Source organism: Enterococcus sp. DIV2379, assembly GCF_050542965.1.
Classification (GTDB): Bacteria; Bacillota; Bacilli; order Lactobacillales; family Enterococcaceae; genus Enterococcus_D; species Enterococcus_D entomosocium.
In genome coordinates this window covers 966,463-989,704 of sequence record NZ_CP172938.1, presented here as the reverse complement: position 1 = coordinate 989,704, position 23,242 = coordinate 966,463, and the positions used below count along the sequence as shown (strand labels likewise).

Annotated in this window: 22 protein-coding genes and 2 pseudogenes; 2 read left to right on the top strand and 22 right to left on the bottom strand. The window is 42.2% G+C overall.

Translation table 11 applies throughout. The annotated features are described in order from the left end of the window. Positions 1–10: 10 nt before the first annotated feature. The 5 genes from IGI92_RS04505 to IGI92_RS04485 form a co-directional block, all read right to left on the bottom strand. On the bottom strand, positions 11–2,206 hold the full coding sequence (locus IGI92_RS04505) for a penicillin-binding transpeptidase domain-containing protein (RefSeq protein WP_008377336.1): 2,196 nt from the start codon (positions 2,204–2,206) through the stop codon (positions 11–13). Next, the gene (ftsL, locus tag IGI92_RS04500) at positions 2,207–2,626 is read right to left on the bottom strand and encodes a cell division protein FtsL (protein ID WP_008377334.1); all 420 of its coding nucleotides are present in this window, start codon (positions 2,624–2,626) and stop codon (positions 2,207–2,209) included. Positions 2,627–2,631: 5 nt separating this feature from the next. After that, complete coding sequence (gene rsmH / locus IGI92_RS04495) at positions 2,632–3,591, bottom strand: 16S rRNA (cytosine(1402)-N(4))-methyltransferase RsmH (protein ID WP_142437493.1); 960 nt, start codon at positions 3,589–3,591, stop codon at positions 2,632–2,634. A 25-nt stretch (positions 3,592–3,616) separates the two neighbouring features. Next, the gene (gene mraZ / locus IGI92_RS04490; RefSeq protein ID WP_005228792.1) at positions 3,617–4,048 is read right to left on the bottom strand and encodes a division/cell wall cluster transcriptional repressor MraZ; all 432 of its coding nucleotides are present in this window, start codon (positions 4,046–4,048) and stop codon (positions 3,617–3,619) included. Positions 4,049–4,246: 198 nt separating this feature from the next. After that, a complete protein-coding gene (locus tag IGI92_RS04485; RefSeq protein ID WP_218193171.1) occupies positions 4,247–4,615 on the bottom strand; it encodes a DUF3397 domain-containing protein in 369 nt (122 codons plus the stop codon). 332 nt (positions 4,616–4,947) lie between these two features. Between IGI92_RS04485 and IGI92_RS04480 the strand changes: the two genes are divergently transcribed. Continuing rightward, positions 4,948–5,067 (top strand): DUF4044 domain-containing protein, encoded by a 120-nt coding sequence (locus IGI92_RS04480; protein WP_005237290.1) that lies wholly within the window; start codon positions 4,948–4,950, stop codon positions 5,065–5,067. A 61-nt stretch (positions 5,068–5,128) separates the two neighbouring features. On the opposite strand, the gene cls is transcribed toward IGI92_RS04480, so the two are convergent. The 16 genes and pseudogenes from cls to IGI92_RS04400 all read right to left on the bottom strand — a co-directional run bounded on the left by cls (position 5,129) and on the right by IGI92_RS04400 (position 21,463). Further along, positions 5,129–6,574, bottom strand: coding sequence for a cardiolipin synthase (gene cls, locus IGI92_RS04475; protein ID WP_005237291.1), 1,446 nt, complete (start codon positions 6,572–6,574; stop codon positions 5,129–5,131). Positions 6,575–6,697: 123 nt separating this feature from the next. Then, the gene (gene ftsX, locus IGI92_RS04470; protein WP_005237292.1) at positions 6,698–7,582 is read right to left on the bottom strand and encodes a permease-like cell division protein FtsX; all 885 of its coding nucleotides are present in this window, start codon (positions 7,580–7,582) and stop codon (positions 6,698–6,700) included. Then, complete coding sequence (gene ftsE, locus IGI92_RS04465) at positions 7,575–8,261, bottom strand: cell division ATP-binding protein FtsE (RefSeq protein WP_005237293.1); 687 nt, start codon at positions 8,259–8,261, stop codon at positions 7,575–7,577. Before ftsE ends, ftsX begins: the two co-directional genes overlap by 8 nt. A 112-nt stretch (positions 8,262–8,373) precedes the next feature. Then, positions 8,374–9,481 (bottom strand): peptide chain release factor 2 gene (gene prfB, locus IGI92_RS04460; protein ID WP_430608183.1). Its coding sequence is split into 2 segments (ribosomal slippage): positions 8,374–9,408 and positions 9,410–9,481, totalling 1,107 coding nucleotides; the frame shifts between segments, so codons are not numbered across the junction. 88 nt (positions 9,482–9,569) lie between these two features. After that, positions 9,570–9,644, bottom strand: a pseudogene (locus IGI92_RS04455) (SEC-C metal-binding domain-containing protein); the annotation flags it as partial. A gap of 45 nt (positions 9,645–9,689) precedes the next feature. After that, a pseudogene (gene secA / locus IGI92_RS04450) lies at positions 9,690–12,074 on the bottom strand (preprotein translocase subunit SecA); the annotation flags it as partial. A 247-nt stretch (positions 12,075–12,321) separates the two neighbouring features. After that, complete coding sequence (locus IGI92_RS04445) at positions 12,322–13,137, bottom strand: DUF1189 family protein (RefSeq protein ID WP_430608182.1); 816 nt, start codon at positions 13,135–13,137, stop codon at positions 12,322–12,324. 10 nt (positions 13,138–13,147) lie between these two features. Beyond that, complete coding sequence (locus tag IGI92_RS04440; protein WP_005237297.1) at positions 13,148–13,981, bottom strand: sugar ABC transporter permease; 834 nt, start codon at positions 13,979–13,981, stop codon at positions 13,148–13,150. Positions 13,982–13,983: 2 nt separating this feature from the next. Continuing rightward, positions 13,984–15,273, bottom strand: coding sequence for a carbohydrate ABC transporter permease (locus tag IGI92_RS04435; protein WP_005237298.1), 1,290 nt, complete (start codon positions 15,271–15,273; stop codon positions 13,984–13,986). Positions 15,274–15,433: 160 nt separating this feature from the next. After that, positions 15,434–16,699 (bottom strand): extracellular solute-binding protein, encoded by a 1,266-nt coding sequence (locus IGI92_RS04430; protein WP_005237299.1) that lies wholly within the window; start codon positions 16,697–16,699, stop codon positions 15,434–15,436. Between the two features lie 156 nt (positions 16,700–16,855). Next, entirely contained in the window at positions 16,856–17,803 is a 948-nt protein-coding gene (locus tag IGI92_RS04425; RefSeq protein WP_005237300.1) for a LacI family DNA-binding transcriptional regulator, read from the bottom strand. 188 nt (positions 17,804–17,991) lie between these two features. Continuing rightward, entirely contained in the window at positions 17,992–18,549 is a 558-nt protein-coding gene (gene hpf / locus IGI92_RS04420) for a ribosome hibernation-promoting factor, HPF/YfiA family (protein ID WP_005237301.1), read from the bottom strand. 137 nt (positions 18,550–18,686) lie between these two features. Next, the gene (locus IGI92_RS04415; protein WP_008377318.1) at positions 18,687–19,370 is read right to left on the bottom strand and encodes a ComF family protein; all 684 of its coding nucleotides are present in this window, start codon (positions 19,368–19,370) and stop codon (positions 18,687–18,689) included. Beyond that, positions 19,360–20,670 carry a DEAD/DEAH box helicase gene (locus IGI92_RS04410; protein WP_142437487.1) on the bottom strand — a complete coding sequence of 437 codons (1,311 nt, stop codon included), beginning with the start codon at positions 20,668–20,670 and terminating at the stop codon, positions 19,360–19,362. Before IGI92_RS04410 ends, IGI92_RS04415 begins: the two co-directional genes overlap by 11 nt. Positions 20,671–20,776: 106 nt before the next feature. Continuing rightward, a complete protein-coding gene (locus tag IGI92_RS04405) occupies positions 20,777–21,097 on the bottom strand; it encodes a PTS sugar transporter subunit IIB (RefSeq protein WP_005228768.1) in 321 nt (106 codons plus the stop codon). Positions 21,098–21,169: 72 nt separating this feature from the next. Further along, positions 21,170–21,463, bottom strand: a complete 294-nt coding sequence (locus IGI92_RS04400) for a DUF7662 domain-containing protein (protein WP_005237305.1) — start codon at positions 21,461–21,463, stop codon at positions 21,170–21,172. Between the two features lie 110 nt (positions 21,464–21,573). Between IGI92_RS04400 and IGI92_RS04395 the strand changes: the two genes are divergently transcribed. After that, positions 21,574–22,215, top strand: coding sequence for a YigZ family protein (locus IGI92_RS04395; protein WP_430608485.1), 642 nt, complete (start codon positions 21,574–21,576; stop codon positions 22,213–22,215). Between the two features lie 195 nt (positions 22,216–22,410). On the opposite strand, the gene IGI92_RS04390 is transcribed toward IGI92_RS04395, so the two are convergent. Continuing rightward, positions 22,411–23,118: a GntR family transcriptional regulator gene (locus tag IGI92_RS04390; RefSeq protein ID WP_005228765.1), complete on the bottom strand. Its 708-nt coding sequence runs from the start codon at positions 23,116–23,118 to the stop codon at positions 22,411–22,413. Between the last annotated feature and the right edge of the window lie 124 nt (positions 23,119–23,242).

Here is a 23,242-nt window from a genome sequence, read left to right as displayed (position 1 = left end):
TCTCTCCTATTTATTCGTTTTCACTTAGTGTAAACTTGATCGATTGTCCTGATAATTCGGTGTATGGTTCCACGCTTTGTTTGGTACAATAGCCGTTTCCTTCAAAACTGACGTCTACATTCAGCAGACTACCAAATTTGATTAAGTCTGCTTTTGACCAGGAAGTCGTATCCGGCATATAGTACTTATCGCTGTCGGTAACGAGCAGTACCCGTCCGCCAGGCATGATCGAAGTCCCACTGTCAACCGATTGGGCAATGACTTTTTCACCATCCCCGATGACTACCGGGATCAATCCAGCTTTTTGAACATCCGTTGCAGCCGATTCTGTATCGAGATTGCGATAATCCCCCACAGTTGTTTCGCTACCAGATGTTGTGCTTTCTTCTAATGCAGAGTTTTTCAGATCCATGACCCGTTTCATCAATGGATTGGCAATTTCACCCAACACGGTGCTTTCGTGCTTCTCTGGTAATTTAATCGTCAAATACAAAATGTATTCTGGTTCTTCTGAAGGAAACATCAAAACAACGGAATATAGATAATTGGTGCCACCAGACAAATACTTACCGGTTGTTGGATCGGCTACTTGGGCCGTGCCTGTTTTTGCAGAAATGTTGTAGCCAGGTAATTCATAAACGCCATAGGCACTTCCATAATTTTCACTCTCGACAACATCACGCATATATTCACGGACCTCTGTTGCAGCCTCTTTTGTGATCGGATGGCCGACCTCTTCTGGTTGCGTGACCGTTTCTTCTCCAGTATTGCCATCAACGATTTTACTAATAAATTGTGGTTTCAGCATCGTTCCATTATTTGCGACCGATGTGAAAGCCTGCATCATTTGGAAATTCGTCACACCAATCGCTTGACCAAAGGAAGTCATCGCTTGGCTGACAGGATTATCTTCTGGGGTGATTCCAGTATTTTCGTTAGGCAATCCTGAATAGGTGCTACGGCCAAAGCCAAATTCTTTTAAGTATTGTTGCCAACGATCAGCCATCCGCTGCTCCAAGGTCACCATTCCGATATTACTGGACCATGAAAGAGCTTGGCGCATCGTCAGTGTTCCTTTTTGACCAAAGTCCCAGTCATTGATGGTTGCATCGTAAAGTTTTAATCCATCAGGACTTGGGGTAAAGGTTTCGTTCTCATTGAAGATGCCTTGATCGATGGCAGCTGCTGTCGTCAAAATCTTCATGGTTGATCCTGGCTCATAGTTGTCTTCAACTAACAGATTTTGCCAATCATTGATCGAATCCAAATTTTCTGGATTGTAGGTTGGTCGTTGCGCCATCGCTATGATTTCGCCGGTTTTGGCATCCATTAAGTTCGCTGTTAAGTTTTCTGGTTTGTTTTCTTTAAAGACGCTGTCCATCAGCGTTTCCAAATAGCTTTGGATTCGACTATCGATGGTGGTATAAACGTCTTTCCCGTCAACGGCTGCGACGGTCTCTGCTACTGTTCCGGGCAGCGGGTTTTGATTGTTATCTTTTTGATAAACGATCTCACCATCAGTTCCCGATAATACATCATTGTAAGCAGCTTCCAACCCAGTTTTGCCGACTAGACCAGTATCGTCATCATTGGCAACAGCATACCCGATAAAGTGAGAAGAAAAGACCCCATTCGGATAAAGGCGAGCTGGATGGCTATCAAAATGGAAGCCGGCAATATCTTCTTTTTCCATTGCATCTTCGATCGCATTTTTTTGTTCTAATGTAATATTATTTCCCTTGCTCCCAAAAGAGACCCGCCACAATTGTTGCTCAAGGCCATCCTCTAACGTATTGACTGCTGTTTCTTGATCAATGGACAATACATCTGACAAAATTTTGGCCAACTTATTGAAGTTTGCCTTTTCTGCAAAGAGATTTTTGTTGCCATCTTTGTAATTCTGATTCAAAACAGCATAAATGGAATACGAGGTCACATCTTCGGCGATCGGAATCCCATTACGGTCATAGATTGTTCCACGTTTCGCTTTGATCACTTCGCTGCCTTCATAAAGATTTTTGGTCTTTTCTGCTAATGAAGTTCCCGCGACATCCCCGACAATGACGATATAGCTCAAACGCGTGACAAACAAAAAGAACAATCCAATACTCGTAGCAAAGAGAATAATACCTACTTTTTTGCGATTGTTCGTTGTAGTTTGATTGTTCTTTTTTAAGTATTGCTTGAATTTATCTGTTAACTTCATTTAGTCCACTTTCCTTAAATTGCCATCATCGATCGACAATCCATTATCCTCAGCAATCTTTTGGATGCGCTCGGTTTTAGAAAGTTCATTTTTCTCTTGTTCCAACTGTTCTGCTTGTGTTGTTTTCTCAGTGATATCCGATTGGATCAAGGAAATATCATGCTCAACTTGGCTGATATTGGTCCGAATATTGATGGTCAAGATTGCCAACGTCAATACAGCGATAATCACAAAGGCAGCAATCAGTTTTTCTAGAGTAGAAATACTTTTTAACCGACGAGCCGGAGATGCTGGTACACGGATGACCTCAGGACGCTGGGGATCAGTAGGCAGTTTTTCAGTTGTCGGTTCAGAGTGATCCAAAGGTTGTGATTCAAGAGGTTCTCTGAATTCATAGTCATGAACTTTTAGTTCTGCCATAGTTGTTACCCTTCGCTTTCCTTGATTTTTTCCGCGATTCGTAGTTTCGCACTACGAGAACGATTATTTTCAGCTACTTCTTCCTCAGTAGGAAGCAGTGGTTTTCTTGTTATAAGTTTTAATGTTGGTTGAAATTCTTCTGGTATCATCGGCAGACCTGGTGGCATATCCTTTGGTGTACTGTATTCCTTGAACATCGATTTCACAATGCGATCTTCTAATGAGTGGAACGTGATCACACTGACACGTCCGTTGACTGCTAAAAGATGAATGGCTTGTTCAAGTGATTCTTCAATTACACCTAGCTCATCATTGACTGCAATTCGAATGGCTTGGAAAACCCGTTTTGCTGGGTGACCGCCCTTTCTTCTTGCTGGAGCTGGAATGGCTGTTTTGATGATATCGACCAATTCCCCCGTTGTTTCGATGGGATGATCTTGTCTCACCCGCTCGATTTCCCGAGCGATTTGTTTTGAGAATTTTTCTTCTCCATAACGGAAGAAGATTTTGACTAATTGATGGTAGTCGAATTGATTGACCACTTCATAGGCAGTCAATGCTGCAGTTTGATCCATCCGCATATCCAGCGGTGCATCTTGGTGGTAGCTAAAGCCACGTTCGGCTTCATCTAATTGGGGTGAGGAAACACCTAAATCATACAAAATACCATCGACTCGGCTTACGCCGTGTTGATTCAATGCTTCCTTTAAATAGCGGAAATTACTTTTAATAAACGTGACCATCCCTTTAGCAACATAAGATGCTAAACGTTCTTTTGCATGGTCGATGGCGGTTTGGTCTTGATCAAAAGCAAAGAGATGTCCTTCTTCAGACAGTTGTGACAATAAATATTCACTATGACCAGCTCCACCTAATGTACAATCGACATAGACGCCTTCTGGACGAATTGATAATCCATCAACGGTCTCCTGTAGCATAACGGTGTAGTGTTGAAAATCTGCCATGTGTTTTTTCCTCTTCCTATCAAGCCTATAAGCCAAAGTCGATCATTGTTTCAGCAATTTCATCAAAGTTTTCTTCTGCTTCTTCAGAGAATGCTTGCCAACGCGTTTCATCCCAAATCTCGATTCGATTTGAAACCCCGATGATCACGCAGCTTTTAGTAAGGTCTGCATGATTTCTCAATGTAACAGGGATATTGATTCGTCCTTGTTTATCGATCTCGCACTCTGTTGCAGCAGAATAAAAGAAGCGGACAAATGTCCGAGCATCCTTTTTCGCTAAAGGCATTTCGTTTAGTTTTTCTTCAAGTTTTTCCCATTCAGATAAGGGGTAGCCAAATAAACAGCCATCTAATCCACGTGTCACAACAAATTTTTCTCCGAGTTTTTCTCGTAGTTTTGAAGGGACGATTAGTCGGCCTTTTGCATCTATCGAATGTTGAAATTCACCCATAAACATCGATAAATAACCCCCGATCTCCACCTGATATTCACAGTCTACCACAATCCCCCACTTTCTACCACAAATTATATGAAATTTGAAAGGGAAGTTGTTTGACTTTTCTTTACCAAATGAACAAAAAGAGGAAATCAGACTCCTTAAAGTCTTTAAAAAAACTTTAAGTAAAAAAATGGACGTTTATCAAGGGGCAAAACACTATAAGTAACTTACGATATTTAGAATGATCAAAACGACATGAAAAATGATCGTAAATAGAAAAATACTGCGCCAATACATCTTAAAATAGCGACCATATTGGATCTCTTCATAGTAGTACGCCTGAAAGACGGCCAGTAGAATGCCTAATAAAAAAATGGAGATCAAATAATACAATGTGATTGCTTGATCAAAAGTATATTTTGATAATTGATGAATCCCCACCATTAAAAATGGTACCGCTAAATCCGGTGCCTTCACATGGTAACGATCATTCAACGAAAGTGCAGAAACGATAAAACGACAAGCAAAATAAACGAGCACAGGAAAAATATACCAAAACAAAACGATTGGATTAAATCCAGACATACAGCAAAATCCTTTCTAACAACTAGTGTCACTATACTTTATTTTCTTTACATCCATGTTTCAGTTCTTTTAAAAATTTAAGCCGGAATAAGACAGCCATGAAATTTTTTAAGGAGGCTCTTATTTCAACAACTAACTTTTGAAAGTTTTAAAGAATGTATTTCTTTACCTATTAAAACAGAAGGGAGTAGCTTCAACAAGCCTATCTTGCCATTCTAACGAATTTTTTTATGGTGAAATTGAAATTTTCTTAATTTCTCCTTGGATCAACTTGAGTTCTTGAGAAATTGAGGGTAAACTGTCACTAGAATAACTCTAAAAGGTGGATTAGAATGAACGAGAAAAAACCAAAAAGTACCTTTGCAAAAATCACGCAAGTCGTGATCTGGACCATGCTTATTCTCACTGTCGGCTCGATTTTCTTAGCAGCGTACACAAGTATTATGGGTTAATCCTATTAAAAATGCCCTTTTCCAAAATGATGGCTTCCATCTTTTGGAAAAGGGCATTTTTTTAAAGTAACGGTGACACAAGACGTGCCAGGCCTTCCTTGATCTTGATCGTCAATTTTCTTTGTTGATATGCTTCGATCGTTAATGGTTTGGAATCGATCGAATCCGCCAGAAACGCTTCTTTTGTTTGAGTCGCAAGTTGCGCGTCATAGATAATCGTATTGACTTCAAAATCCAGACGAAAGGATCGAACATCGATGTTTGCTGAGCCAATCGATACAAGCCCACTATCTATAATCATCGTTTTCGCATGCATAAACCCTTTCTCATAGGTTTCAATGATTGCGCCAAAATGAAGCAGCTCAGCCGCAAAGGAATAGGTCGCCCAGTAAACCAAGGGATGATCTGGTTTGTTCGGAATTTGTATATGAACTTTCACCCCAGAGAGCAGTGCTAACTTTAAGGCGTTATGAATGGCTTCATCCGGAATATAATACGGCGTTTGAATTAGGATTTCTTTCTTGGCTAAATTGATCATTTTCAAATACGTCATTTTAATTTCTTCATGTTCCGTATCAGGACCACTAGTGATGACTTGGGCTGCGACTGTCCCCGCTTGTTTGATTTCAGGAAACAAAGAAGGATCATATTTGATCTCCAAGGCATGTTGTGAATTCCAATCCATCAAAAACCGATTTTGCAGCGAATAGACAGCTGAACCGGCAATTCGCAAGTGATTGTCTCGCCAATAACCAAATTTTTCCACTTGTCCTAGATATTCATCTCCCACATTAAAACCGCCTGTATAACCAATCTCACCATCAATCACCACGATTTTACGATGATTCCGATAATTGATTCGCGGATTGACATAAGGAACGAACAAAGGAAAGAAAAAGGCAATTTGCCCGCCATGCAGACGCAATTCATCAAAAAACTTCAATGATACCTGGGTACTGCCCCAAGCATCTAACAAGACTCTTACTTTTACGCCTCGCTTTGCGGCTCGTACCAATGCTTCTTTGACCTCATTTCCCAATGCATCACTGCGATAAATATAATATTCCATATGAATGTGATTTTTTGCCTGTTCGATATCCGCGATCAAGGCATCAAATTTCTGCCGCCCATCGGTATAAAGTGTCATGCTATTGGCTGTCGTATAGAGGGATTGACCAAAGACCGTCAACAGATAGACTAACTGCTGGACTTCTACTTGAGCAGTCGGCGGATGCGGAAACAAATGACGCGCGAGCGCTTGTTTTTGTTCTTCTAATTCAACGTTTAGACCAATCTTTGCTTGTGAGCGCATATCGAAAATCTTTTCCTTGGAAATTCCTCTACCAAAGAAAAAGTAAAGCACAAAACCAACGATTGGGATGAACATCAAGACCAAAAGCCAGGCCCATGTCTGAGCAGTCTGACGTCTCTCTCTGAAAATGATAATGATTGATAACAAAATATTAACTATAAATAAAATGGTTACCAAATTATCCATTACAACCATTTTTCCACCTCTTCCCCGATTTCCCGCTACTAAAGCATATCAAAAAATAGTACCTAAAGTAAAGAAACACTGTGATGAAACAAAAAAAGCCGATCTGACGATCGACTTTAATAAAACATACGTTTAGAATTTTAAAAATCGGCGCATTGATAAGACGGAACCAAGCGAACCAATCACGATACCAATCAGTGCCATCACACCGCACACTTGTATTAGAAACATATTTGGTGCAATTAAGCTGTAATTTGAACGTAGCAAGGATGGATTGACCATTGCATAAACTTGATGATACCCGAAGTACATCAACGCAATTGGGACAATTGATCCTAAGAGTCCGATCCAGCCTCCTTCAAGGAAGAATGGCCAACGAATGTAGCCGTTTTTCGCCCCAACCAGACGCATGATTTGAATTTCTCTTTGACGGGACAAAATCGTGATCCGAATCGTATTAGAGATTAGGAACATTGCCACAAAAATCAGTAAGACAGCAGCAGCTAAGCCCCAAGTCCGCACAGCCGCAGACAATTCAAAGATTCGGTCAGAAGAATCTCCACCGTAATCGGCTTTAAAGACATTCGGCAAATCCCCAGCTTGTTCTGCGATCTCTGTCGTATACTCTGGATCTGTTGCACTTACAACAAATACGTTATACAGTGGATTACTGTCGCCTTCGAACAAGTTCCATGAATCCCCCATGGCATCCTGGATCTTCTGCAATTCTTCGTCTCGACTAGAAAATGTCACTTCTGAAACGTTCGGCAGATCATTTAAGGCCTGTTCTAAAGCATCCATGTCTTCTTGTTCTGTACCAATATCAACGAAAACCGACACGTCCACATTCTCACGAATATCTTCGGCTAGTTTTGTTGCATTTAAGATTACACCTAGAAAAATACCGACTAATGTTAATGTGATCGTCACGGCACTCAATGACGCGATAGTCATCCAGCCGTTACGCTTTAAACTTTTAATACTCTCCAGGAGATGACGGAAAAATGTTCTAATCATCGTAACCATATTCTCCTTCCGCTTGGTCGCGAATAATGCGGCCATTCTCAATCGCGATCACGCGATGACGAATCGTATTTACGATCGTACTATTATGGGTCGCCATAACGACCGTTGTTCCTTGTGCATTGATTCGATCAAGCAATTTCATGATTTCCCATGAGTTTTCAGGATCTAGATTTCCGGTTGGTTCATCCGCAATCAATACCTTTGGTGTATTTACGATGGCACGAGCGATCGACACCCGTTGTTGTTCCCCACCGGAAAGCTCACTTGGAAAGACCCGAACTTTATGTTTCAGTCCGACCAAATCCAAAACTTCCATCACCCGTTTTTTGATATCACGGGGTTTGCGTCCGATAACTTGCATTGCATAAGCAACATTTTCAAAGACCGTTTTCCGCGGTAAAAGTTTGTAGTCTTGGAAGACCACGCCGATTTCCCGGCGCATCAAAGGGATCTCACGGTTTTTCATGCCGACCAAATCATATCCTGCGACATTCAAAACGCCTTTTGTTGCTCTTTCTTCTCGATACATCAATTTGATAAAGGTTGATTTTCCGGCGCCGGATGGTCCAACGACATAGACAAACTCCCCTTGATCAATTGAAATCGAAAGGTTACGGATAGCAGTCGTACCATTAGAGTACTTTTTCATTATATCTTTCATTTCTATCATACAGCTATCTCTCCATCTCAAATTTTCATTCTGGCTTATTATAGCATGAATATATTTCACCTTGCTTGCAACAGATTACAATTGTGTTTCAATCTGTTTAAGTCATACCAGGTTATTTTTGATTCAGTTTCAGCTTCAAATAGGCATCGATAAAGCCGTCCAAATCGCCATCCATGACTGCCTGTACATTCCCAGTTTCGAAATTCGTTCGGTGATCTTTGACCATTGAATAGGGATGGAAGACATAAGAACGAATTTGCGAGCCCCAGCCGATCTCTAATTGCTCGCCTCGCAAGGCTGCTGCTTCTTGTTCTTTCTTTTCCACTTCTAATTGATACAGCTTGACTTTCAACATCCCCATCGCTTGCTCACGGTTTTTCAGCTGTGAACGCTGGGCTTGGCTAGCGACCACTGTACCTGTTGGAATGTGAGTGATCCGCACAGCAGATTCGGTTTTATTGATGTGCTGTCCACCAGCGCCGCTTGCGCGGTACGTATCGATCTTCAAATCATCTGAGTTGATCTCCACATCGATCGCCCCATCTAATTCTGGCATCACATCCACCGAGCAAAATGACGTATGCCGTCTCTTAGCAGAATCAAAAGGTGAAATACGGACCAAGCGATGCACGCCTTTTTCCGACTTCAAATAGCCATAGGCGTTGTGGCCTTTCACAAGTAATGTGACACTTTTGATCCCCGCTTCATCACCGGCTTGATAGTCCAAAGTTTCCACCTGATACCCATGTTGTTCGCAAAAACGAGTATACATCCGTAACAGCATACTGCCCCAGTCTTGCGACTCGGTACCGCCTGCTCCCGGGTGCAGCTCGATGATGGCATTGTTTCGATCATAGGGTTCATCTAACAACATCGACAATTCATAAGAAGCCATTTTCTCATTTAACTTACCGATTCGCGCATCAAGTTCTGCTTCCATTTCCGGATCGGCTTCTTCTTGAATCATTTCCAACATCACTTCGAGTTCTTCCAATTCTTCTGCTAGCTGATTGAATTGATCGTAAGTCTCTTTGTTGGCATTGTTGGCGTTAATGACTTGTTGAGCTTTTTCTGAATCATCCCAAAAGGTAGGATCTGCCATTTGGTGTTCCGCTTCCGCAATGTCCTCTTCTAACTGATCTAAGTCAAAGAGACCCCCTAAAACTGATTATTTTTTCATTCATCTGGGTCAATTGATTCCGAATATCTGCGATTTCCATTAAAATTCCTTCTTTCTTTTTTTCTTACAAACGAAAGTAGACTGGACAAAAACGTCTGCCAGCCTACTCTCACCTTTTTCAAAACTTGTTACATATTTTTCCCGTGGCAATTCTTGAATTTTTTCCCGCTTCCGCAAGGACAAGGATCATTGCGGCCCACGTTTTTGAAACTTGGCGCTTGGGCAGCCGGTGCTTCTTCTACCCCTTGTGCTTCTCCTTGGGCTACTTGTTCCCGTTGAACGTTTTGGCGGATTTCTGCCTTCATAAACAGACGAGTTACTTCATACTCGATGGCTCCAACCATGTTTTCAAACATATTGAATCCTTCTGTTTGGTATTCAACTAACGGATTGTTTTGTCCATAAGCCCGTAACCCAACCGATTGGCGCAATTGATCCATGGCATCGATGTGGTCGGTCCACTTCGTATCAACGACTCGTAAAATCACTACTTTTTCAAATTCCAGTAATTGTTCTGGACTATTAAGTTGTGTTTTCTTTTGTTCAAAGACTTCTTCTGCCCGTTGGTTTAGATAATCTTTAATCTCTTGAGCTGATTTGCCCTTGATGTCTTCAATACTGATGGTATCTTCATGAACAAGTGCATTGGCAGCAAAATCAACGATTCCTTCATAATTCCAATTGCTTTCTTCTAATTGCGTATGACTGTCAACGACACGGCTGATGGAACGTTTCACCATATTCATTAATTGTGGTGAAAGATCCGTTTCTTCCATGATTACTTCTTGACGTTGTCCGTAAATAACTTCCCGCTGTTCTCGCATTACGTCATCGTATTGCAAGACGTTTTTCCGGGTATCGTAGTTATTCCCTTCCACTCGTCTTTGGGCAGATTCTACTTGTTTTGAAAGCATCTTACTTTGGATCACGGCATCGCCTTCATCGATTTTCATCCGATCTAAGAACACTTTGATTCGTTCAGAACCAAAACGTTTCATTAAATCATCTTCTAGCGACAGGTAAAATTGCGACATCCCTGGATCTCCTTGACGTCCCGCACGTCCCCGCAACTGGTTGTCGATCCGTCGTGATTCGTGACGCTCGGTACCAATAACTGCCAATCCGCCTAGTTCTGCAACACCAAGACCCAACTTGATATCCGTTCCCCGACCAGCCATATTGGTCGCGATCGTTACAGCACCTTTTTGCCCAGCATTCAAAATGATTTCCGCTTCTTTAAAGTGATTCTTGGCATTCAATACTTCATGTGGAACTTTCTCCCGATCAAGCATTGATGATAGTAATTCAGAAGTCTCAACAGCGACCGTCCCTACAAGGACTGGTTGCCCTTTGCGGTGGCGTTCTTTGATGTCTTGAACGACTGCTTGGAATTTGCTGGTAAGTGTTGGATAAAGCAAGTCCGCACGATCATCCCGTAAGATCGGTTTGTTCGTAGGAATCTGAATGACTTGCATGTTATAGATTTCTCTAAACTCTTCTTCTTCCGTTTTCGCAGTACCGGTCATCCCAGACAGTTTTTTGTACATCCGGAAGTAGTTCTGGAATGTGATCGTCGCCATCGTTTTGGTTTCATCTTCGATCTCGACACTTTCTTTTGCTTCGATCGCTTGATGCAGCCCGTCAGAATAGCGGCGGCCATCCATGATCCGACCTGTAAATTGGTCAACAATCATTACTTTGCCATCTTGCACCACGTAATCAATGTCACGAATCATGATGTAATTCGCCCGCAACGCTTGGTCCAAGTGATGGGTCAATGCGGTGTTTTCGATATCATACAAGTTTTCTAAGCCGAAGGTCTCTTCCGCTTTTTCGATCCCGCGTTCTGTCAAGCCGATCGTTTTTGATTGAATATCGATTTTGTAGTCTTCTTCTTCCGTCAAGCGTTTGACGAAATTGTCGACCCGATTGTATAGCGCGGTCGATTTTTCTGCTTGTCCTGAAATGATCAATGGCGTTCTCGCTTCATCGATCAAGATCGAATCGACTTCATCGACAATGGCATAGTTTAATGGACGTTGTACCATTTGATGACGATAAACCACCATGTTGTCCCGCAAATAGTCAAACCCTAATTCATTGTTTGTACTATAAGTGATGTCACAAGCATACGCCGCACGTTTTTCTTCTGCTGATTTTGAGTTGATGTTCAAACCGACTGTCAATCCTAAAAAGTTGTACAGCTCTCCCATCTCAGTCGAGTCACGAGTTGCCAAGTATTCATTGACGGTTACGACATGGACGCCTTGACCACTCAAGGCATTCAAATAAACAGGTAATGTCGCCGTCAAGGTTTTCCCTTCACCGGTACGCATCTCTGGAATATTCCCATCATGCAAGACGATCCCACCCATTAATTGGACGTGGTAAGGATAAAGACCCAAAACGCGTTTTGCAGCTTCACGTACTACTGCAAAAGCTTCAGGTAATAATTTATCCAAAGTCTCTCCCTCTTGGAAACGACGACGAAATTCATCGGTTTTCCCGCGTAATTGTTCATCAGATAAAGCGGCCATTTCATCCGCATGTGATTCAACTTGATTCGCAATATGGTCAAGACGTTTTAATTCTTTTTTGTCGTTTTCGATTAATTTTCTAAAAAAATTGGCCATACCTTAATAATTCTCCTTTTACTTCTACATTATCCTAGCTGGAAACTCTCCTAACTATTTTAGCACTAGTTCACCATAAATGAAATATTTTTCGATAGAACTATCGCATCAATCTTGCGTGATAAACGGATTCTTAACCTTTTTTCACAGATTTTAAAGAAACGAAGGGAAAAAATACGCAACAAGCCATCGATCGGTGCCCAAAGTCCAGCGCACGTCCAAATGACTTGTTGCGAATATTTGCAAATTAGGCCGTTTTAAAACGGGTTTTTAAGAAAGCTAAGAAGAGCATCAGCAGCATGCCTAAAGATTGGATCCCAATCATCAAGATGATGTCCGCGCCAATAAATCCTGCCAACATCGCCACCAGAGAGCCTGCCCCCAGTGCATTTAAAATCACGTTGGTACTTTCTTTGAAACTGCTGATCGTCGACAGTCGCGACTTTTTCGTCAGCCAGAGGAAAAACGCTGCGCCCATGACGAGGATACTATTCATTGCCACCAATAAAAATGCCACCGTGATCGTCTGGCTGAAGAAAATCGCCGTCTCGTTGTTGCGATAAAAGCCGTCTTCGATCACTTTCTGAAACGAAGCCGCATCATGCACTTGATCAGGCATCATTTCCGCCGTGTAACGCATCTCATAATGATAGGTTTGTCCATCGATTTCCTCTTTGATGGTCCAGTCTGTCTCACGAAAATTGATGGCATATTTTGCTTCCTCAAGGTCCGCTTCTGAAAGCGCAACGCCTATAATGCCCGCTTCTGTTTGCGAAAAGACTTGTGACTCATCCGTTAAAAGTTTGCCATCTTCCAGCTGCAGTTCACTGTATTCGGTTGCTGTTTCAGCAGTCATGAGTGTTTTTGCATGGGGGAAAAATGCTGCAAATGCTTGATCCGTTTGCTTGCTGATCATCAAGGTCAGCGGGATCATCAGCAAGGACATCAAGAAAATATAGACAAACACTTGCTGCCAGCGATTTAATTTTTTACGCCATGCATAGACTTTTGTTGGAGAAAATATGGCCCCAAAGTATGTTAAGGGAAATCGTTGTTCAGACATCCTATCATTCCTATCCTTTTGTTCCGCCCGAGGTCAAACCTGAAACAAAGTATTTTTGTAAGAAGAAAAACAGTGCAGCAATCGGTACGGCGATCAAAATCGCACCAGCCGCAAAGAGTGCGACCCGTTGATTACGGGCATCGTTGATAAAGGTCTGCAGCCCGACTGCGACGGTCAAACGCTCTTGTGAGCGAAGCAAGAACCGCGCCAGCAAGAATTCGCCGAATGGCCCCATAAAGGCCCACAATGCTTGGACGGCAACCATTGGTTTTACGAGGGGCAAAACGATTTGCCAAAAGATGCGGAAATGCCCTGCACCGTCAAGTTTTGCTGATTCATCCAAGTCGATCGGTACCGTATCAAAGTACCCTTTCATCAGCCAAGTATTCATGGGAATCCCACCACCGATATAGATCAGTGTCAAGAACCAGAAACTATCTAGACCGTTTGCTAATAAGCCCATGACATAAAAAGCGGTCAACGCCGACATCGTTGGCACCATCTGAACGATCAAGAACACCATCAAACTGCTCTTACGACCGGCAAAGCGATAACGACTGTAAGTATACCCTGCCAGTGTTACGATCATTACTTGGATCACCATCGTGGAAACAGCCACGATCAAGGTGTTTTTATACCATGTCAAATAGGGGGTTTCATTGAACAATCGTCGAAAGTTGTTCAATGTCCAATCCGCATCAAAATCCAAGCGAAAGGCGATCATATTCCCTGCCTTGAAGGCTGAGGTTGCGGTAATCAACAAGGGATAGATGATAACGATCGATAAAGCGATCATAAACAAGTAGGTAAATAATTTGCTGAAAGAAAACTTTTTCTTTTTCATCCTCAATCCTCCATATTAAATGCATTCGTCTTTTTAAACACCAGTAATGAAATGGAAATCACCACAAAGGAAATGATCAAGGTCAATGCAGAAGCAATCGAGTATTGTGGCGAGCCGCCCGTCGTCAATTTGTAGATCCATGAAATCAAAATATCCGTCGAACCGGCATTTCCACCTAAACTTCCTGGACCACCTTCGTTAAAGAGATAGATCATGGAGAAGTTATTAAAGTTCCCTGTATATTGCGTAACGAAGGTTGGTGCTGCCACCAAAAAGATCGCCGGTAACGTAATATTGCGAAAACGCTGAATCGCATTTGCTCCATCCATTTTGGCTGCTTCATACAAATCTTCAGAAATGGATTGTAAAATCCCTGAGACCATAACATAAATATATGGAAACCCTAACCAACCTTGAATCAAAATAATCGCGGTCTTTGTCCAAAACGGGTCGGTTTTCCAAGCAATGTTCCCAATATCCACAAAGGGCAGATTGTTCAATAGCGGGATCACCTGCGTATTGATCGCTCCTGCGGTATCATTAAACATATTTGAAAAACTCATGATTGTGATAAACGCTGGCACCGCCCAAGGAAGCAAGAAAATCACCCCGAAGACCCGACGGAACTTCACAAATTTTTGATTGGCAACAACAGCTGTCAGTATTCCTAAGGTAATTTGCAAAGTAGTTGCTAAAACGGTCCAAATCACCGTCCAACTAAACACTTTTACAAAGGTGTCGCGGTAAGAACTTAAGGTGAAGATATTCGTAAAATTCGAAAAACCGATCCAGTCGATTAAGTTTGCTGGCGGAATATGTCGAAAATCATAGTTGGTAAACGCCATGAAGAGTGTCACCATTACCGGAAAAATAATTGCTACGATCATCACCAGATAGGCTGGGATCGTCAATAGATAAGCGAAACCATCCTCATACAATTTATTGAAAAACTCTTTTCTCGTAACTGCCACCGGGAACCCTTTTTCAATACTTTGGCGAACTTGATAGGCATCTTTGATATTTAAAACCCAAAAGATAATGAAAATAACGGTAACGATGACCTGTAGCGTTCCTTCGATCAACAAGAACAAAGAATTGTGTTCCATCGGTACTGATCCCAGTGTGACAAAGTTATATAATGCTTGTCCACCGAACAAAAGCATTTCGCCTAGAAAAATTAGAAAGACCGCAAAAAAGAGTCCCGCTTTAAATTTCTGACCATTTTTGAATTGTCCCACCCCAGGGATGATTGAAAGAAGCGCTGTCTGCGTGGCTTTTGAATTCGTCCTCATATGTATCCTCCTTAAAATCGAAAGTCTGCCAAGCGGCCGACGATCCATAGAAATCAATCTCATCAAGCAATTTCTTGCGTGCTACGTTGCAAGGAATCCTTTTGACAAACATCCTCTATAGAATCGTCGACATGAATGACAGACCGTAATCGGCTATTTATTAATATTTCTGCTCAATCGCTTCTTCGATTGTTTTGGCAGCATTATCCGCTGCTTCTTGAGGAGTCATATTGCCTGAACCTGCATCAAACAGCATATTTTCAGCCCCTACCCAAACCTCAGACATTTCAGGGATATTTGGCATTGGTTGTGAAACACTGTATTGCTCGATCACTGCTTTTGCTACTGGATCATCAGAAGCAGCAACTGTTTCTTGAGCCATAATGTTTGCTGGAATATCATGACGCATTTCATACAATTTCTCTTGATTAGCTTCGTTTGTTAAATATTCGACAAATTGTTGAGAAACGTCTTTGTTTTGTGAGTAGTTGGAAACAACCCATGCTTTTCCACCACCAAACGTTTCATAATCATTGCCATTGCTCAGCGTTGGGATTTTCGCTACGCCATAGTTAATCCCTGCTTCTTCAAAGCCGTTCACGCCCCATGGTCCGTAAATGATGGCTGCTGTTTTGCCTTGGTTAAAGTAATCTAACATCAAGTTTTCGTTGGCTGATACATCCAGCATTCCTTGCGGCCAGACATTTTGGAACCAATCCGTTGCGTACGTGATTGCTTCAACAGAACCTTCATTGTTAATCCCTAAATCAGATGGATCTGTCCCTTCATCCCCAAAGACATAACCACCATAACCAGCTAATAGACCATACGTATAATAAAAGTCTGTCCAACGAGCTAAGAAACCAACATTGTCATCGCCTTCTGCAAAACGATCATCTTTTGCTAGCTCTTCTAAATCAGAAAAAGTTGCTGGCGCTTCATCGATCAAATCTTTGTTATAGAACATGACAACTGCTTCAATCATTGCTGGTGCGCCATAGATTTTATCATCGATCGTTACCTGTTGCTTGTCTGTATCGCTGTACCGTCCATCATCTGGCAAAGTCATTTCTGCCAAATGCCCTTGCGAGCCTACTTGACCTACACGATCGTAAGGAGACATCGTAACATCTGGACCTTTCCCAGCGGGACCGTCTAGTTGAAGCGCATCCATTTGATCGAACATATCCATTTCTACAACGTTGATGGTAACATCATTTTCAGATTCAAAGTCAGATTTCACTTCATTGATATAATCAATATAGTCTGCTCCTACAGAGACCGTGAGCGTTTTTTCATCGCTACCTGAACCTGCATCTGCATTACTACCATCGGTACTACCACCGTTGCCGCCACACGCCGCAAGCGCTAACAACGCACTTCCTGAAACTAATCCTAGAGCTGCCTTTTTCCAATTCACTTTCATCCTGTTTACCTCCTGCAATTTGTAACTCCATTATGCAACCGGTTTCTTAAAATGGCAAACCTTTTCTAAATGTTAGCGATAACAAAAATAGAAAAAGCCTTTAAATTAAGATGTCGAGGAATCGAAAAGAAATTGCGCAACCATTTGCTTAATTTTTCATTTTGTGGATTCACGAACCACGAGTTGAGGTAAAAAGCGCTGTTGTCGCTGGCTCGTATCATTATGTTCGATTTTTTGGATCAATAATTCGCCGCAAACTTCCCCCATTTCCACAATGGCTTGCTTCATCGTTGTCAATTTTGGCGAACTTACCTGATCAAGGAATACGCCATCGTAGCCGATGATCCCAAAATCATCTGGCACCTCCACTCCGATCGACTGTAAGCCTTGATTGATGCCTAACGCTAAACGATCTGTGGCACAGATAAAACAAGTGTTTTTCATTAAATGCTCATTCTGCGATTGGATAAACTTGCGGGCGGCGGAAGATCGGTTGTCAAAACGATAGATTTTTGGTGATATTCCCGCTTTTGTGACTGTATCTATGTACCCTTTTTCTCGGCTTTTCGTAAACGCTTCTTCCAACTCTAAACCAATATAGACCAATTGTTGATAGCCGGTGTCGATAGCATGTTTGCATGCAGAAACGATTCCTTGATAGTTGTCACTGTCAACAAAACTGAACCCAGCTTCATTTTCGCCAAACAACACCACAGGCTTTCTTAAATTTCTTATCCAGTCCATGTCAGCCTGGCGAAAGCCCGTAATGATGCAGCCATCTGCTGGACCACGATCCACCCCGTCAGTCGTAACTAGCTGCAAAGAATAGTGTGCTTTACCAATAGAACGAGCGATCCCAACCAATAAGTTCATATAGTAAGGTTCCGTCGTATCCATCTCCTCTAAAATATACACTTTGATGATATGGGAACGCTTGGAAACTAATGATTTGGCAGCAATATTCGGCTGATAATCCAATTCAAGCATCGCTTGATGAACCAGCTGCTTTAACTCTTCAGTTACTTTGTCCGGATGATTGATCACTCGAGAAACGGTCATTGCGGAAACATTTGCTTTTTTAGCAACATCTGCTAGCGTAGTCATGATTCACTCTCCTTGTATTATTTCATCTATAGTATAACATAATAAACCAAAAGAAGAACCAAGGCACTCTCTATATAAAAAAGATTTCCAGCCAATTTAACGAGTATAAAAAAACAGAGTAGCTTCTCAGCTACTCTGTCAAAAAAGACTATTTTTTTGGGGTGTCGAGAAAAAGATATCAACACTTGTTAATCGGTTTCGATCAACCCGTATTTGCCATCTTTTCGGCGATACACAATGCTCGTTCCATTCGTTTCCGCATCTTCAAAGATAAAGAAGTTGTGTCCAAGCATGTTCATTTGTAAAACAGCTTCTTCACTGTCCATTGGTTTTAAAGACAAACGTTTTGTACGTACGATGTCTAATTCAGAACCATTGTTTTCTTCATCGTTTGCTTCAGTTGTGAACAAATCACCATCTGTTGGCGGAACCAATGCTGTCTCGCGAGATTTGCGGTTGATTTTTGTTTTAAATTTGCGGATTTGGCGTTCCAATTTGTCAACAACCAAATCGATACTAGCATATAGATCAGGTGAGGTTTCTTCCGCACGCAGAACTAAGAATGGTAAAGGAATCGTTACTTCTACTTTTGCTGTTTTTTCAGTATAAACTTTCAAATTAACATGTGCTGTTGCTTCCGGCACATCGTTAAAATAACGTTCTAATTTACCTACTTTTTTCTCGACGTAATCACGGATCGCTTCTGTTACCTCGATATTTTCGCCGCGCACATTATATCTAAACATAAAAATTACCCCTTTCGTCTACCAGTAAAGAAGGAAAAGGACCACTCTTTTCTTCTTCTTAACTCTATTATATCGAACTCTTGCTCATTTGCCTAGTAAATCGAACAAATTTCTTTAAGCGTTTTCAAAATAACGATTCAACGGGCAAAGGAAAAGGATCGAATCGACTGGGGGCCAAAGGTCTGCAATGCTTCAGCTGCGTGATATAACGTTCTACCGGTAGTGTAAACATCATCGATCAACAACAGTTTCTTGTTTTTTATTTCAACCGTTGCCTCTGGCTTCACCGCAAAAGGTTGCGCCTCCTCTAATCGTTGCTTGCGAGAACGTTGAGCTTGTGGTGCGGTATCAACCACTTTATCCAGCCATTCTTTCGACTTAACTCCGCCTGCGTCCAGCACAGCGGTCACTTGATTAAACCCTCGCTCCTGGTAACGTTCTGCCGATAGCGGGATGGGTATCAAACAATCGTAATCAAAGTTGTTGATCTTTTGTCTGATGGCAGCAGCAAAGGTCTCTCGCAACTGATAGTTTCCCATTAATTTGTATTCGTGAATCCACTCCTTCATCCCTTGATCGTAAGCGAACAGTGCCCGATGCTGCAAATGGATCATGGGACAGGTTTTCGCCCAAAAGAGACAGTCACTGCAGGAAATGGTATCCTTTTTGCCACATGTTGGGCAGCAGCTTTGCCAATCGATCACTGTAAATCGCTGAGCGCATTGTGGACATAATTCTTTTTCGGGGATGCGCCAAGGAGCCAACAGCTCAATGATCGTTACCTCTCTTGAAAAAAATATTTGGCACCAACTACACTCCATCCGTCAACCAGCTCCTTGCTAATTGGTTCATCTCATTGATTTCTTTGATTGCTTGACGGATTGCTTCTGTCATTTGGTCGTAGAAAAAAATGACTTCCCCTTCTGTAAACGCACCTTTGCGATCGACACGGCCAGCGATTTGTACTAACGCCGATTTTGTAAAGACCGGGTGATTGGCTCCCAGTACCACCACTGAGACATTTTCAAACGTTACACCTCGTTCTAAAATCATCGTTGTAAACAACACCTTGTACACTTGGCTGCGTGCCGATTGGACTTTTTCCCTCCGTTTTTCATCTTGTGAAGAAACACTAGTGAGGAGCCATGATGCTTCTTGCCTGCGGACAGCCCCTTCCATTTCCTTCATCAGCTGAATACTTGGACAAAATACCAAGACAAAGTTTTTTTTAACCAACCGCTGCAAGTGCTGTAGCAATGGTCGCAGCCAACTTTTTTTGCGATAAGCCTGCGCCCAGCGGCTATAATGAATAGGTTTCGGAACGATCAGCGGACGCTGATGAAACCGTAGAGGCATTTTTAACACTGCAAATTCCGAATGAATTTCTTGCAACAATCGTTTTGAAGGCGTCGCACTTAAATAGATCAGACACCCGTTTTCTGCCAAGGCATTGTATAATCCGTAACGCAGCTGCGCATCGCCCTCGTAGGGAAATGCATCTATCTCATCCACCACGATCAGTTGAAAGCTGCGATAAAAATGCAGTAGCTGATGAGTGGTGGCAATAAGGATCGTTGTATAACGATAAGGTTCTTCTGATTTCCCATAAAGGAGCAGGCTTTCCTCTTGTGGGAACGCTTGTTGAATCCGGGGGAACAGTTCACGGCAGACATCGATCCGTGGCGAGACGATCGCCACACGACCACCTTCTTGCCGTATGTGGCGGATCGTTTCAAAGATCATCTCGGTCTTCCCTGAACCCGTGACTGACCAAACAAGAGACGATTTCTTTTGTCGACAATTTGCCACTAGTTGCTGAGAAATTTTTTGCTGAAACGAAGTCAACACTCCTGGCCAAACGATCTTGTGATCAAAGGCTGCAAGATCCGTTTGTTGAATTACGAGTTGGCCATCTGATGTGATCCGACCATAGCGAATACAAGTTGGACAGTAATAGCAGCCTATCGGCAATAGAACCGACGGCTTGTGGTGGGAAGAACCGCAACGCTGACAAACGATTCTCTTCCCCTGCTCGAGCATTGCCGGTCGAGAATCAAAAGTTTTTCCTACACTCATTGTTTCATCTAAAACAAAAAATTGTCTTCCTTTTTGATTGGTCATAACATACACCCCAGTTTTAAGTACGCAAAAAAATCGGTTCAAGTACTTTTTGAAAAGTACTTGAACCGATTACAGGTTTCTTGTTTGCTTCAACAGCAGGTCTTGCTTATTCGCCGATCAATGTCAAAGCTTGATCTAAGACTTTTTCGCCGTTCATCATGCCGTAATCTGCCATGTTGATTACTTCTAATGGAATTCCTTTTGGCGCTAGACGTTTCTCGAAATCGCCTTTCATGAAACGAACTTGTGGTCCTAATAGTAAAACGTTTACGTCTTTGCTTTCTAAATGTTGATCTGCTTCTGATGCGGAAACTGCAAAAATATCTGCTTCTAATCCTTTTGCTTCAGCTGCTTTTTGCATTTTTGTTACTAATAAGCTTGTACTCATCCCTGCAGAACAAACTAACATAATTGTTTTTTTCGCCATATCGAACACTCCTTGAATTTTAAGAATAAGATAACATTTCCTATCTCTAGTATAGAACAAGTTTGAAATTTGTCAACGCTTTCTATCCAGCAACCAGTTTGATTTTACTAAACGATTAAAAACGACGTACTCTTTTTTTAAATTGACTAGGACTACCTCGTAGCCGGCATTCAGCCACGCATAAGCCCCATTTTCTGGATGTCGGTAATCATTCGCCCACCAATCGCTACTGGTGCGGGCACTTTTGGGCAAACCGGATGCTGGGAAAAGAAATTCATCAAACTGCGTAAACGTTAAGGTGATTTGCGAACCACCGTTGTTTTTTAAATAGTGAGTGATCGTATCGTACTTTTTGCGTCTACCCAAAGCAACTGCCTCCTCTTTTTAGAGTCTATGTTCGTACCTGTTTCTTTCTTCTATTTGTAACTTTCCTTCCGATTGCCTATACTAGAAACATAAAGGAGGCGATCGTGCGCGTGACTTATCGAACGATTCGACAAGACGGAGAAACAGAAATAGAAATCAAAAAATCGCGTTTCCTCTGTTCATTAAAACGAATTCAATCAGAAGACGAAGCCAAAGCGTTTATTCAAGCCCTCAAGAAAGAGCATTGGAAGGCAAATCATCATTGCAGCGCCTATGTATTAGGTGAAAATCATGAGATCCAGCGCAGCAGTGATGATGGTGAACCGAGCGGCACCGCTGGGGTACCGATTTTAGAAGTGTTAAAGAAAAACGAACTGATCAATGTGATCGCCGTTGTTACCCGCTACTTCGGTGGAACGAAACTGGGTGCTGGTGGATTGATTCGCGCTTATTCAAGTTCGGCCTCTGCTGGAATCAAAGAGGTAGGAATCGTCGAGGGTATTTTGCATCAAGAACTTGCCTTGACCATCGAGTATCCCCTTTTAGGCAAGCTCCAAAACTACTTAGAACTGCAGAATATCTATATAAAAGATATTGCTTATACGGAGAAAATCGTTGTCACCTTAATGATTCCTGAAGCAGTACTTGCCGACCAAGAAGCCGCTCTGATTGACTTGCTGCAAGGGCAAGTGCAGCTAAACAAAGGCAAGACCGAATATGTAGAGCGCCTCATTGAGGAGCCAACCGAGTAACTACGCATGGCAAGCACCATGTCGGGTTTGCTCTTTTCCTCAAAGCGTGGACACTTATGCCGTTTGCTGCAGCGAATGCAGGAACGGCCCTATCGTTGAAAACCCGAAATGACCGATGCGGAGCAACAGCAAGTATGCTCGCAGTGTCCTTTCGGCTTTTCGCGTCTTTTTTGTTTCCAGCCGTCTCAAGACAGGTTATTTTTCCATATAAAATTCAAAACGATTACCAACATATTGGGTGCGCACGTATTCAAATGGTTGACCATCTTCAAATGAAGTGATTTGCCGCATACGTAAAATCGCATCGCCGCGTTTGATTTGTAAGTAATCAGCAATTTGCTCGGAAGCGACCATGGCTGAGATTGTCTGTGAAGCGCCGCCAATTTTCCGCTGTCCTTTTTCTTCCAACACTTTATAGAGGGAAGAGATGATCTCCTCCTTGCTAAAGTCATGAATAAACTTTTCAGGGATACTCGCTACTTCAAAACAGATCGGCACATCATCCGCATACCGAATCCGCTCCATCCGTAAAATCGTTTCGTGACCTTCTAATTGCAGCTTTTCCATCTCACTGGAGCTAGGTGCCGTCAAGAAATAAGCGACCGCTTTGCTGGAAGGCTTACGACCAAGAGAATTCATAATTTCGGTAAAACTCGTCGTGCCCGTCATTTTCTCTTGTACTTTTTGGCGAGCCACATAAGTGCCGGAACCGATTTTACGCTCAAGAATCCCCTCATCTGCTAAGGTTTGGATCGCTTGTCGCAACGTCATGCGACTCACACCGAATTGTTTCGACAACTCGCGCTCTGAGGGCAGACGATCCCCAATTTTGTATGTATTGTTTTCAATATTGGCTTTAATTTGATCATGAATTTGGATATAAACAGGTAATTTTTCCACCACTACACATTCCTCCGTTCCCCTCCTATTATAACTGGTATATACCTAAATAGCTAATAAAAAAAGCAAAAACTGCTCTGTTTTTCTCAATTTGTGCGAATTCTTTCCCTATTTTATAGGCAGAAGA